At 47.2% G+C, this 13,163-nt stretch carries 9 protein-coding genes and 1 riboswitch; of the genes, 4 read left to right on the top strand and 5 right to left on the bottom strand.

Annotated elements, in window-relative coordinates; genetic code table 11:
• Nucleotides 1-6: 6 nt before the first annotated feature.
• Nucleotides 7-1,611, top strand: coding sequence for a thiamine/thiamine pyrophosphate ABC transporter permease ThiP (gene thiP, locus U9J37_RS09620; protein ID WP_043887022.1), 1,605 nt, complete (start codon nt 7-9; stop codon nt 1,609-1,611).
• Entirely contained in the window at nt 1,595-2,299 is a 705-nt protein-coding gene (gene thiQ / locus U9J37_RS09615) for a thiamine ABC transporter ATP-binding protein (RefSeq protein ID WP_005472679.1), read from the top strand. Before thiP ends, thiQ begins: the two co-directional genes overlap by 17 nt.
• Nucleotides 2,300-2,354: 55 nt before the next feature.
• Here thiQ and yjgA read toward each other — a convergent pair whose 3' ends face one another.
• Nucleotides 2,355-2,882 carry a ribosome biogenesis factor YjgA gene (yjgA, locus tag U9J37_RS09610; protein ID WP_005472738.1) on the bottom strand — a complete coding sequence of 176 codons (528 nt, stop codon included), beginning with the start codon at nt 2,880-2,882 and terminating at the stop codon, nt 2,355-2,357.
• A 108-nt stretch (nt 2,883-2,990) separates the two neighbouring features.
• On the opposite strand from yjgA, the gene pmbA reads away from it, so the two are divergent.
• A complete protein-coding gene (pmbA, locus tag U9J37_RS09605; RefSeq protein WP_005472772.1) occupies nt 2,991-4,334 on the top strand; it encodes a metalloprotease PmbA in 1,344 nt (447 codons plus the stop codon).
• A gap of 58 nt (nt 4,335-4,392) precedes the next feature.
• On the opposite strand, the gene lysC is transcribed toward pmbA, so the two are convergent.
• Nucleotides 4,393-5,745, bottom strand: a complete 1,353-nt coding sequence (lysC, locus tag U9J37_RS09600) for a lysine-sensitive aspartokinase 3 (protein ID WP_005472651.1) — start codon at nt 5,743-5,745, stop codon at nt 4,393-4,395.
• A 107-nt stretch (nt 5,746-5,852) separates the two neighbouring features.
• A riboswitch (Lysine riboswitch) is annotated at nt 5,853-6,030 on the bottom strand.
• A gap of 226 nt (nt 6,031-6,256) precedes the next feature.
• Between lysC and U9J37_RS09595 the strand changes: the two genes are divergently transcribed.
• Nucleotides 6,257-7,378 (top strand): pyridoxal-phosphate-dependent aminotransferase family protein, encoded by a 1,122-nt coding sequence (locus tag U9J37_RS09595; protein ID WP_005472694.1) that lies wholly within the window; start codon nt 6,257-6,259, stop codon nt 7,376-7,378.
• 29 nt (nt 7,379-7,407) lie between these two features.
• Here the strand turns inward: U9J37_RS09595 and U9J37_RS09590 are convergent, their stop codons facing one another.
• The 3 genes from U9J37_RS09590 to galU all read right to left on the bottom strand — a co-directional run bounded on the left by U9J37_RS09590 (nt 7,408) and on the right by galU (nt 13,090).
• Nucleotides 7,408-9,192, bottom strand: coding sequence for a PglL family O-oligosaccharyltransferase (locus U9J37_RS09590; RefSeq protein WP_005472637.1), 1,785 nt, complete (start codon nt 9,190-9,192; stop codon nt 7,408-7,410).
• A 68-nt stretch (nt 9,193-9,260) separates the two neighbouring features.
• Complete coding sequence (gene uvrA / locus U9J37_RS09585) at nt 9,261-12,083, bottom strand: excinuclease ABC subunit UvrA (RefSeq protein ID WP_005472685.1); 2,823 nt, start codon at nt 12,081-12,083, stop codon at nt 9,261-9,263.
• 131 nt (nt 12,084-12,214) lie between these two features.
• Nucleotides 12,215-13,090 (bottom strand): UTP--glucose-1-phosphate uridylyltransferase GalU, encoded by an 876-nt coding sequence (gene galU / locus U9J37_RS09580; RefSeq protein ID WP_005472668.1) that lies wholly within the window; start codon nt 13,088-13,090, stop codon nt 12,215-12,217.
• Between the last annotated feature and the right edge of the window lie 73 nt (nt 13,091-13,163).

Below are 13,163 nucleotides of genomic sequence, written 5' to 3'. Positions count from 1 at the left end.
TATTTCTTGCGTAGCATTCCCAAGATAGGCTTATGGGTCGCGATGTTTATCGCGACCTTTGTTATTTCAGCCTTAGCCGCTTTACTGATTGAAGCGCCCTCTTTAAATCTTGCTCAGGTGTGGCAAGACCCCTACTATCGCCACGTTACCAAGTTCAGTTTTTACCAATCTTTTCTCTCGACGCTGTTAAGTGTTGGGCTCGCCATACCAGTAGCTCACGCGCTTTCTCGTCGTCAATTTCTGGGTAAAAACCTGTTGTTGAAACTGTTCGCAACCACGTTGGTATTGCCTGTCTTAGTCGGCGTATTTGGCTTGCTTGCCATTTATGGCAATAGTGGTTTACTGGCCGATGGTTTTGCCTACTTTGATAGCAAACTGCCTTTTTCGATTTATGGTTTGAACGGTATTTTACTGGCGCACCTGTTTTTTAATTTGCCCTATGCGAGTCGGCTTTTACTGCAATCTTTAGAGTCCATCCCCGAAGAACAGCACAAACTCTGTGCGCATCTTGGCATGGGGGCGTGGCAAAAGTTTTTTTGGGTTGAGTGGCCACGCATGAAGCAGCAGCTTGCTCATGTTTGTGGTTTAGTGTTTATGCTTTGCTTTACCAGTTTTGCGACCGTAATGGCGCTTGGTGGCGGACCAAAATCGACGACCATTGAACTCGCCATCTATCAAGCGATCAAATTTGATTTCGATTTGCAAGCCGGTGCGCTATTGGCCATTTGGCAGATGACGCTTTGTGGCATTATGGCGCTGATCATTCAGCGTTTGGGTAAACCGATATCAGTAAGCTCCGTGAGTACTACGAACAACCCCTATTTAGCCGGTAATCATTGGCGCAACAAAGTGTGGGATTACAGTTGGATTGGGCTCGCCGCCATATTGGTTCTGCCTCCTTTGGCGATGGTCATTGTCAGCGGTATCAATAGCCATGCGATCCAAGTCTTTACAGATCCGCGTTTTTGGCATGCACTGTGGGCATCGCTGAAAGTGGCGACCCTAGCGAGTATGATCGCTTTGTTAGCGGGTATTACTATCTTGATCACCAGTCGTCGACTCCGGCTTAATGCTCGAGCGCGGCAAGCGGATCATATTGAACTGATCGGCACCATTATTTTGGTCACCCCTGGTTTGGTTGTTTCGACTGGGTTGTTTTTGTTGTTGCGCTCATTTACGGATGTATTCAGTCTGGCTTTTGTGGTGGTCGTGGCGGTGAACGCGCTGATGGGGCTTCCCTATGTGATTAAAACGCTCTCTCAGCCGATGCTACAGGTCGAGCAACAGTATCAGTATGTGTGTGCAAGCCTTGGGATGAAAGGGTGGCAACGGTTTAAAGTGGTTGAGTGGCGGGCGCTTAAAAAGCCGATGGCGCACGCATTTGCTATTAGCTTCATGTTTGCGATTGGCGATCTGAGCGCGATTGCCCTGTTTGGTAGCCAAGAATTTCGCACTCTACCCCTCTATCTGTTCCAGTTGCTGGGAAGCTATCAGATGGATGCGGCGGCGGTCGTTTCCCTGACATTGCTTCTTCTCAGCGTTGGCTGTTTCACGCTCATCGAAACGTTGTTTAAAGCGAACAAAAAGGTCAATCATGTTATCTCTGACTGAAGTGGATTATTACTACCACAACGAGTTGTTTCATTTTGATGTTTCCGTTGAGCAAGGTTCGATCACTGCCTTGATGGGACCAAGTGGGGCGGGCAAGTCGACGTTACTGGCATTAGTGGCGGGATTCATTGAGCCAGTCAGTGGTTCGATTAGCGTGGAAGGGCGTGACATTGTTGGTCTAGATCCGCACCGGCGACCTTTTGCGATGTTATTTCAGGAACACAACCTATTTGCTCACCTGACCGTCAGACAAAATATTGGGCTTGGTTTGCACCCTGGACTAAAGCTCAGTGATGAGCAGCAACGGAAGGTGGAGTTGGCGGCGGATCAAGTGGGCGTGGCTGACTATCTTGACCGATTGCCAGAGCAGTTATCTGGCGGACAGCGTCAACGAGTCGCCTTGGCGCGCTGCTTTGTTCAATCTCACCCAGTTTGGTTGCTCGATGAGCCGTTTTCCGCACTCGATCCTATCTTACGTGAAGAAATGTTATCGCTGGTGGCAAAGCTAGCCAAAGAGAGAAATATCACCGTGCTGATGGTGACGCACCACATCAGTGACGCTAAAGCCATTGGCTCCGATTTTATCTTTGTTGCCAACGGGCGAGTGGAAGTGGCAGCAGGCGTTGAACAGCTCGTGTCTCACCACAGTAACCAAGCATTGAGTGAGTTTGTCAGAGCAGGCGAATAGAGGACTTAAAGAAAAAGGATTGATGTGAGAGCATCAATCCTTTTTGTATTTGGTGCTAAACTTCTTCGTCGCTCAGCGCTTTTAGAACTTGGAAGATTTCGCGGTAAGATTTCGCAGGCTTACCGGCTTTTTTCTCTTTTGCCGCTTGGCGAGCAAGTTGACGCAGGCGCTGGCGATCTGCGTTTGGATAGAGTTCCATTGCATCGCTAATGGCCGCATCACCCTCTTCGACAATGCGGTCACGCAACTGCTCTAGCTTATGCAGGTGCGCTGTTGCTTGTGAGTGCTTATTGCGAACCTTGTCTAACGCGGCTTGCAGTGGCTCAGGATCTTCAAAGCGCATCAATTTGCCAATGTATTGCAGTTGGCGGCGACGCGCTTCGTTTTTGAATCGTTGCGCATCTTTGATCGCTTCTGCGAGATCTTCGCTAAGCGGAAACTTTTCCAGCACAGAAGGTTTTAGGCTCACGAGCTCTTCACCTAACTGCTGCAGCTCTTCCATGTCGCGTTTCATCTCGGTCTTACTTACCCAGATGATTTCTTCTTCCTCTTCCCATGGCGCTTTTTGGTTTTTACGTGCCATTTCTCTGCCTTAATTTGACCATCTATTTCTCTATTTTAACAAGAATCGTGGGGAGAAAGCGAAATTCTTGTTATCCTAGAGAGAACAAATCTTTAGAACTAAGTTGATATGGACGTAAGAGAGCAAGTTGTTCAACAGCGCGTTGAGTTAGAAGCCGCAGTCGCTAAAGCGTTAGAGATGGCGGCAGAGAAGTCTGATGGTGCAGAAGTCGCGATCACGAAAACTACTGGCCTAAGTGTCTCTACTCGCATGTGTGAAGTGGAAAATGTGGAATTCAACAGTGATGGTGCATTGGGCATTACGGTTTACCGTGGTCAACGTAAGGGCAGTGCATCAACCTCTGACTTAAGTGAAAAAGCGATTCAACAAACCGTATTGGCTGCGCTCGATATTGCTCAGTATACCTCCGAAGATCCTTATGCTGGTCCTGCGCCTAAAGAGTTGATGGTCAAAGAGATCCCAGATTTGGATCTATTCCACCCAGACACGCCTGATCCAGATTATGCCGCTCAGGTCGCCATTGCCGCTGAGAAAGCGGCGCTTGAGTACAGCGACAAAATTAAACAAAGCGATGGTGCGAGTTACGATAGCCATTATGGACTGAAGGTATATGGCAATAGCCATGGTTTACTGGCGAGTTATGCTTCGAGCCGTCACAGTACAAGTTGCTGTGTGATTGGTCAGGGCGCTAATGGTGAGATGGAGCGAGATTACGACTACACCTTGTCACGTCATAAAGATGATCTTTGGTCTCCTGAAGCGGTAGGGCTAAAAGCGGCAGAAAAAACCATCAGTCGTTTGGATGCGCAAAAGCTTAGAACGGGTCAATACCCGATCATGTTTGCTGCAGATGTGGCAACCGGTCTGATTGGTCATTTGGTGATGGCGATCAGTGGTGGCAACTTATACCGCAAATCCTCATTCTTGCTCGATCAACTGGGTGAAAAGGTTCTGCCTGATTGGTTTAACATCGCAGAAAAGCCTCATGTACTGCGTGGTCTTGCCTCTAGTCCCTTTGATAGTGAAGGCGTCTTCACCCAAGACCGAGAGATCATTACCGATGGTGTGCTAGCGACGTATCTGCTAACGAGCTACGCCGCACGTAAAATGGATATGACGCCAACAGGCCATGCTGGTGGTATTCATAACTGGTATGTGCAATCAACGGGGCAGAATTTCGAACAAATGCTGAAAGAGCTAGGCACAGGCTTATTGGTCACAGAGACCATGGGCCAAGGTGTCAATATCGTGACAGGCGATTATTCTCGTGGTGCGGCAGGCTTCTGGGTGGAGAATGGTCAAGTTCAATATCCTGTGTCAGAAATTACCATTGCTGGCAATCTTAAGCAGATGTTCCAGAACATTGTCGCTGTCGGTAATGATGTGGAAACGCGTTCACAAATTCAAACGGGTTCTATATTGCTTGAATCTATGAAGGTGGCGGGCGAGTAATCCCCTATATTTGGCTTGAATAGAAAAAGGTTGGCGTAGTGCCAACCTTTTGTTTTTCTTAGCCCTCAAACAACTCAGTGTGCAGCTTTTGGATGGCTTGCTTTGAGACGGACTCATGCACTAAGAAGCAGAGGTTGTGCGGACTTGCACCGTAACAGATCATGCGTAGATTGAAGTCTTCTAATGTGCCAAAGACTTGCTTCGCGTAGCCTTTACTCTCACTCATGTTGTTGCCGATTAGCGCAACCAGACATAAGTTGTGCTCGACGTCGACGCTACATAGCTCCTCTAACTCAATACGAGCGGCTTCCGGCAGCTGAGGCGCACCGCCTGAGGTATCAGTTTGATCCAATGTTAACGAAACGCTAATCTCGGAAGTCGTGATTAAATCCACCGATATCTTGTGCTTGGCTAGAATCTCAAAAACACGGGCTAAAAAACCGTATGCGTGGAACATTTTTGCGCTGCGTAGTGTCACCATTGTCTGGTTGCAGCGAAGGGCTAATGCACGAAATAGCGGTGAGCTCTCCACTTGATGGCGAATCCAAGTCCCGCCCTTTTCTGGCTCTTTTGATGAGCCGACAAAAACTGGAATATCATGACGCAGTGCCGGAACGAGAGTCGATGGGTGTAAGATCTTCGCGCCAAAGTTTGCCATCTCAGAGGCTTCGCTAAAGCTGATTTCTGGGATTGGAGACGCTTTCGGTGCGATACGAGGATCGGTAGTGTAGATACCGGGAACGTCAGTCCAGATTTCCAAGCCTGACGCTTCAACCGCCTCTGCAATCAGCGCGGCGCTGTAGTCACTGCCGCCACGACCTAGGGTTGTGGTATTGCCTTCTGCGTCTGATCCGATAAAGCCTTGAGTGATCACTACGGATTCTTGGCATAGTGGAATGAGCTTTTCTTCGGCAAGCTGACGGATGCTATCTAGCTCTGGTTCTGCTTTGCCAAAGTTGCTGTCGGTGCGCAGTACATCTCGAATATCGAAACGTGTGGCGGCGATTCCTCGCTCTCTCATTAATTGGGTAAGCAGGTGAGTCGACATCAGCTCACCACACGCGACTAAGTGGTCTGTGAGCTTACGGCTCGCTTGGATTGAAGCGGCTTCTGCAAGGCTCGTCACCGTATCTAGAATGGTGTAGACCTCGGCTGCAGCCTGGGTTGAATCTTCGAGTTGGTCCAAAACAGCATTATGGATCTTAGCCAGTTTGGTTAATATCTCACTTCGATGTGTTTGGTCTTGCACACCATTGGCTAACTCGACCAATAGGTTGGTGACACCTGAACACGCACTGCTAACAACTAATTTGGTATTGGGGTTTGATTCGATAATGGCTGCACAGCGACTCATCGCCTCAAAATTAGCAACACTTGTCCCACCAAACTTAGCAACATTGAAACTGCCCACGGCATTTCTCCCACGACTTCCTGAAAATAAAACTGGGGGTTAACCCAACATCCGATGTTTGCTTGAAGAGAGAATGAGCGAAAAAGAGGTATTTTTGAAATGCTATTGACCTCAGAAGCTCATCATCAGGCTGTGCTGATGACAGTTGATGGGACTCAACCCAAGTCAACCGACAAACCAAAACCACACTTTTGGTTTACCTCGGCACTGCTCCCCCTCAATGTGTTGTCTCGGAATTGTGGTTCCACGACACATCTACCTGGGCAGTGCTCCTCTTCTGCAACAATTTAAGTTGCGTGGCATAAATATTCGCCACCTATCCAGCATTGAACGTTTTTATGTGACCAATGTCAACGGTATTTTGTAACTTTATGCTCTTGGTAAATTAACAAACTTGTGACACTGGTTTGACCTCAAGACTTTGGGCTAATTGCTGAGGCGTTTGAATTGGATTAAGGTGAATCAATAACCTTCAACAGAACAATAAAATAGTTTGCAAAAGGAGCTGCCAATGACGATTCAAAGTTTTATTCCACCTCACCGCATCCTGATGGGACCGGGACCTTCGGACATTTCACCTCAAGTGCTGCAGGCGTTGAGTCGTCCAACGGTTGGTCACTTAGATCCTCTATTCATCAAGATGATGGATGAACTCAAGCAGCTACTTAAGTATGCATTCCAAACGGAAAATGAATTCACGATTGCAGTTTCTGCGCCCGGGAGTGCAGGAATGGAAACTTGCTTCGTCAATTTGATTGAGCCAGGTGACAAAGTAATTGTTTGTCGAAATGGCGTATTTGGCGAGCGCATGAGAGAAAACGTCGTCCGAGCAGGCGGTGTGGTTGAGCTTGTTGACGACGAGTGGGGCGCACCGGTCTCGGTAGAGAAAGTGGAACAGGCTCTGAAAGCCAACCCAGATGCGAAGATTCTTGCTTTTGTTCATGCTGAAACCTCGACAGGTGCTTGCAGTGATGCAGAGGCTCTAGGTAAGCTCGCTAAGCAGCACGGCGTGTTATCGATTGTGGACGCGGTAACGTCTTTAGGTGGCGTTCCACTAAAAGTTGATGAGTGGCAGTTGGATGCGGTTTATTCCGGTAGCCAGAAATGTTTGTCGTGTGTACCAGGTTTATCGCCAGTGACACTCTCTCAAGCAGCCATTGATAAAATCCAAGCGAGAAAGACACCAGTCCAGAGTTGGTTTCTTGATCAAAGCCTTGTGTTGGGGTACTGGAACGGGGAAGGCAAGCGCAGCTACCATCACACTGCGCCGGTCAATAGCCTTTATGCGCTTCATGAATCACTGCTCATTTTGCAAAATGAAGGGCTAGAAAATGCTTGGCAACGCCATCGCGAGATGCACGAAAAGCTAAAAGCTGGATTAGAGAAGCTAGGTTTTGAATTTGTTGTTGAGGAGCAATCTCGCTTGCCTCAGTTGAACGCAATTTATGTACCTCAATGGGTAGACGAGGTAAAAGTGCGTAGTCACTTGCTTGATACTTATAACCTAGAAATTGGCGCGGGCTTAGGTGCTCTCGCAGGAAAAGCTTGGCGTATCGGCCTCATGGGATACGGAGCGAGATCGGAGAATGTCGCTCTTTGTTTGAGAGCACTAGAAGAGTCACTGACTCAATAAATGACAAGGCGACCTAAGGTCGCCTTTCTTTATTCTGCTGGTTTGTTTGCCTCTGTGGTCAGCGCGTCGATGTTTGGTGGAACATACCGCACTTCACTAAAGTCGCGATTTGGGAATAGGAACTGTGCTTCACTGCGGATCTGCTGCGCTTTCTCTTCTTCGCCAATACCTTGATAAGCCAAGATCAGGTTGTTATAGAAAGCGGGTCTTGGTTTGTCTTTGATGATCTCCAGTGACCAGTCGATGTATGGCTGAATAAACTCAGGGTCATGTTTATACAGGCCAATATTGAGATAGGTGCTGTAAATGTCCCAGTCATATCGATCTTGCCATGCAATTGGGTTGGTGACTTGATTCAAAATCTCAGGATCTTTTGGGTTAGACTTTTCAAACTGAGTGAGGACGTAATTGGTATGCAGGGCACTCAACATATAAAAGCTAACTAAGGTGGGCATCACCAAACTGGACACACGCAGTCCAGTTTGAGAAACAAAACTAAAGGTCACGCTCCGATACTTATTGGCTCTTTGGTCAACCCAATAGAGTAGAGTGATGAAGGTGATCCAATGGATGGCCGAGTGATAGAAGGGGTATTCCAACTGCGAATGCAGCACAATTGGAATGAACAACGCAAAGAGCGCCAGTCGGGTGCCTTTTTTACCTTGATAGACCCTTATCAATACTAGAGTGGCCGCTAAGAAAATAGCCAGTATTGGCACTAACCCACCTTCAACGCCCCAATACAACAGCTCGTTGTGTGGATGGTCAAGAGCGGGGAGGCCTGGATGATATTCTGGATTAAGTTGATGTTGACGAGCGCTATAGACAATGTATTCAGACTCAAATTTGCCATAACCATATCCGGAAAACGGCTTCTCGATTAGCATATCTAGCGCTTGAGGAATGTGGTATTCCCTTGGGCTTTTAAGGTTTACTTTTTGAGCCGATAGGTTTTTAGGTGAATCTACATTGTGTTGAGCGACATTTGGTATCAAGCCCAGCATTACCCCTAAACTGAGTGAGACAACCCAACCCCAAAAACGTTTTTTTGTCGCAAATCTGTAGAGATAAGGTAGTACCCCAAGGATCACGAGAATCGCACTTAGCCATCCCGTTCGTGACGCAAGTACTATAAGTAGGGGGACGGTGAGTGCAGGGATTAAATACAGAAGCGCAACATCACTGATTTTGGTTTGATATTTAATTGGTTGTCGCGTTAGTAGGTAGCCTGATATGGCAAGCCCTGTTGCGAGAAAAGTCGCCATGACATTGGGCTGCTGAAAAATTCCATAAGGGCGGTTGATTAGCGTGTTGTAGCCAATAAGATTGCCGGGCTCTAACAGTAAGTATTGTACCCAACCAAAGAGAGCTTCAATGGTAACGGCGATGACGATGAACCATAGCAAGCGCTGCTTCTGTTTATTGCTGAAACGAAACTGTTGCAAGACTACGAACAAAAGATAGCCTGCCCACAAGCCAGTTAACTTGCCAATAGAGAGCTCCACAACCGAACTTGGATAGAAAACAGGTAACGTGATAAGCAGACAGCAAATGAAGAAACCAATCGTGAGCTTGTTGTAACGTAAGGCTCCCTCGGTTCCGACTTGATAAAGGCCAATAGCGAGAGCAAAACTGAGTGCGAGCCAAGTGGTCGGGTTGAATGAAAGCGCCAACCCAGCCCCTCCAGGGTTAGGCATAAAAAAGTGCATTGCGATGATGTAGATGGCGCCAAATGCGACCAAGAAGGGTTTATTCAGCGGTACCTTTGGTTTTTGCTTTGCTAGTTTTGTCCCGGAAACGTGTGTGGTAGCCATGGGGTCCATATCCTAATAAAAACAGGCCAGTGAGAATGACACTGGCCTGTTTACTTTACTATTAATTGTTATTTTAACATAGGCTTAAGGAACCTTGCCGTATGAGAACCTTCGACCAAGGACACATCTTCAGGTGTTCCTTGAGCGACAATTTCACCGCCTCCTTGACCACCTTCCGGACCTAAGTCCACAATCCAGTCTGCGGTTTTTATGACGTCTAGGTTATGCTCAATGACGACCACGGTATTACCATGGTCTCGTAGACGATGTAGTACCGTGAGTAACTGTTGAATATCATGGAAATGCAATCCCGTGGTTGGCTCATCCAGAATGTACAAGGTTTTACCCGTATCTCGTTTCGATAGCTCACGCGCCAATTTCACTCGCTGAGCCTCACCGCCAGATAGCGTCGTAGCGGCTTGACCTAAGCGAATATAGGACAGACCGACATCAATGAGAGTTTGCAACTTGCGCGCGATGACAGGCACTGGGTCAAAAAACTCGCGAGCATCTTCTACTGTCATCTCGAGTACTTCATCAATGGTTTTGCCTTTGTAGCGTACTTCCAAGGTTTCTCGGTTATAGCGCTTACCCTTACAGACATCACACGGTACATAGACGTCAGGTAGGAAATGCATTTCCACTTTGATAACACCGTCGCCTTGACACGCTTCGCATCGGCCACCACGCACGTTAAAGCTAAATCGGCCAGGTTTATAACCACGAGAGCGGGACTCTTGTGTACCCGCGAATAGTTCTCGAATCGGGGTAAAAATACCCGTATAGGTTGCTGGGTTTGAACGAGGTGTTCGGCCGATCGGGCTTTGGTCGATGTCGATCACCTTGTCAAAATGCTCAAGCCCTTTGATTTTTTTGTATGGTGCGGGCACCGCTGTTGTCGCACCGTTAAGCTGGGTATGGGCAATTTTAAAGAAGGTATCGTTGATTAGTGTTGACTTTCCTGATCCTGAAACACCCGTAATACAGCTAAAAAGGCCAACAGGAATCTCTAATGTAACGTCTTTTAGGTTGTTTCCTGATGCACCGATCAATTGTACCGTTTTCTTAGGATTTCGTGCTGTACGCTCCTTTGGTACAGCAATTTCCTTGGTGCCACTCAAGTACTGGCCAGTGAGAGAGTTTGGATTCGCTACAATTTGTTCCATTGTGCCTTCCGCTACGACAGTACCTCCGTGAACGCCAGCTCCTGGGCCGATATCAATGACATGGTCAGCCATGCGGATTGCGTCTTCATCATGTTCCACAACAAGGACGGTGTTACCCAAGTCACGAAGGTGAGTTAGTGTTTTTAGTAGGCGTTCATTATCTCGTTGGTGTAAGCCAATCGAAGGTTCATCGAGTACATACATTACACCCACTAAACCCGCACCAATTTGGCTTGCGAGTCGAATGCGCTGCGCTTCGCCACCGGATAAGGTCTCTGCACTGCGAGAAAGGTTTAAGTAATTGAGTCCTACATTAACTAAAAACTGAAGGCGGTCATTAATCTCTTTCATCACTTTTTCCGCGATTTGAGCGCGTTGACCTTCTAACTGTAGCGAAGAGAAAAAGTTCAGTGCATCAGCAATACTTAGTTCAACGATTTCTGGCAGAGTCGTATCGCCTATAAAGACATTTCGAGCTTCTAAGCGAAGTCGACTTCCGTCACAGCTTGAGCAGGTTTTTGTAGAGATATACTTAGCCAAGTCTTCACGTACGGCGTTAGATTCGGTATCTCGATAACGACGCTCCAAGGTATTTAATATCCCTTCAAATGGATGACGTTTTACCCGAATGTCGCCTCTGTCGTTGATGTATTTAAACTCAACTTCTGTACGCCCAGACCCAGTTAAAATTATGTCACGAGTTTTCTTGGGCAAAGCGTTGAATGGGGTATGCAGATCAAACCCGTAATGGTCCGCCAATGATGTGAGCATCTGAAAATAATAGTAGTTTTTCTGATCCCAACCTCGAATTGCACCCTCAGCCAGGCTAAGAGAGTCATCGACTATCACGCGGGCCGGATCAAAATACTGTTGCACACCTAAACCATCACAAGTGTGGCAAGCCCCAGCAGGGTTGTTAAATGAAAAGAGGCGAGGCTCTAACTCTTGCATACTGTACCCACAATGAGGGCAGGCAAAGTTTGCGGAGAACACGATTTCGTCGCCGGTGCCGTCCATAGGTGCGACAACCGCGATACCACCGGACAGTTCGAGTGTGGTTTCGAATGACTCAGCTAATCTTTGTTGTAAGTCGCTGCGTACTTTAAAGCGGTCAACAACGACTTCGATGGTATGCTTTTTATGTAGCTCTAAGGTTGGAGGATCAGAGAGATCACACGTTTCGCCGTCAATACGAGCGCGAATAAAACCTTGCGCGGCTAAGTTTTCCAGCGTTTTGACATGCTCGCCTTTTCTTTCTTTGACAATCGGAGCGAGCAGCATCATTTTTGCCCCTTCAGGCAGCTCAAGCACTTTATCTACCATTTGTGAAACTGTTTGGGCGGCGAGGGGAACGTGGTGCTCTGGACATCGAGGTTCACCGACTCGAGCATAAAGGAGTCGTAAATAGTCGTAAACTTCGGTAATGGTACCAACCGTTGATCTTGGGTTGTGTGAGGTTGACTTTTGTTCGATAGAAATAGCGGGGGATAACCCTTCGATGTGGTCAACGTCAGGCTTTTCCATCAAAGATAAGAATTGGCGAGCATAGGCGGATAGAGATTCTACATAGCGTCGTTGGCCTTCAGCGTACAAGGTATCAAAGGCTAGTGATGACTTACCCGAACCTGACAAGCCTGTAATCACGATCAGCTTGTCTCTGGGTATCGTAAGATTGATATTTTTCAGGTTGTGCGTGCGTGCACCACGAACTTCTATCTGATCCATTCTTATCACTCAATGCAAAAATTAGTCAGCTAAGTATTACATAGTGTGAGAAATGTTCAAAGAAATACTGGATAAAAAAACAGTAATAAAAAAGGCAGCTCGATGAGCTGCCTTTTAAACGAAGCGTCGGTTTATGCCTCTTCTTTGGTCGTTTTTTGTTTGCCAAGCTCTGACTTTTTAGAGTCTTTCAGGTATAGGTTTTCGAAGCAGTAATTGGTTGCCTCGATATAACCTTCGACACTACCGCAGTCGAAACGTTGGCCCTTAAATTTATAAGCAAGAACACAGCCTGCTTGCGCCTGTTTAAGCAAAGCGTCGGTAATTTGTATTTCACCGCCTTTGCCAGGCTCTGTATTTTCAATCAACTCAAAAATATCAGGGGTTAGAATGTAGCGGCCAATGATGGCAAGGTTGCTTGGCGCAGTTCCTGGCTCCGGTTTTTCGACCATATCGTCAACACGGAAGATATCATCTTTGATCATTTCACCAGAGATCACGCCATACTTGTGAGTTTCATCTTCAGGTACTTCTTGTACCGCGACAATAGAGCAACGGAACTGCTTGAAGAGTGCGACCATCTGCGCAAGTACACCTTCTTGCTCGTTAACGCAAAGGTCATCAGCTAGTACCACAGCAAACGGTTCATCGCCCACCAGTTCACGCCCGGTTAAAATTGCGTGGCCAAGACCTTTCATTTCACGTTGACGAATATAGGTAAAGTTTGCGCTTTCAATAATGTCGCGAATATCGACTAGTAGCTCTTCTTTGTTGGTGCCACTGATTTGGTGCTCAAGCTCATAGTTCTTATCGAAATGGTCCATGATTGAGTGCTTACCACGACCGGTAACGATACACATACCGTTCATACCTGCTTGGATTGCTTCTTCAACGCCGTACTCGATGAGTGGTTTGTTTACCACTGGCATCATCTCTTTTGGCATGGATTTAGTGGCAGGTAAAAAGCGTGTACCGTAGCCTGCTGCCGGGAAAAGGCACTTCTTGATCATGTTAAACCCTATATATTTTTATTCGAAAATTAGCTGACGCGACAATAACATGCTTTGGGCGAAGTGATCATCG

The sequence above is a fragment of the Vibrio sp. 16 genome (assembly GCF_963681195.1).
GTDB classification, from domain to species: domain Bacteria; phylum Pseudomonadota; class Gammaproteobacteria; order Enterobacterales; family Vibrionaceae; genus Vibrio; species Vibrio sinaloensis_D.
This window is presented reverse-complemented; position numbering and strand designations above follow the sequence as displayed.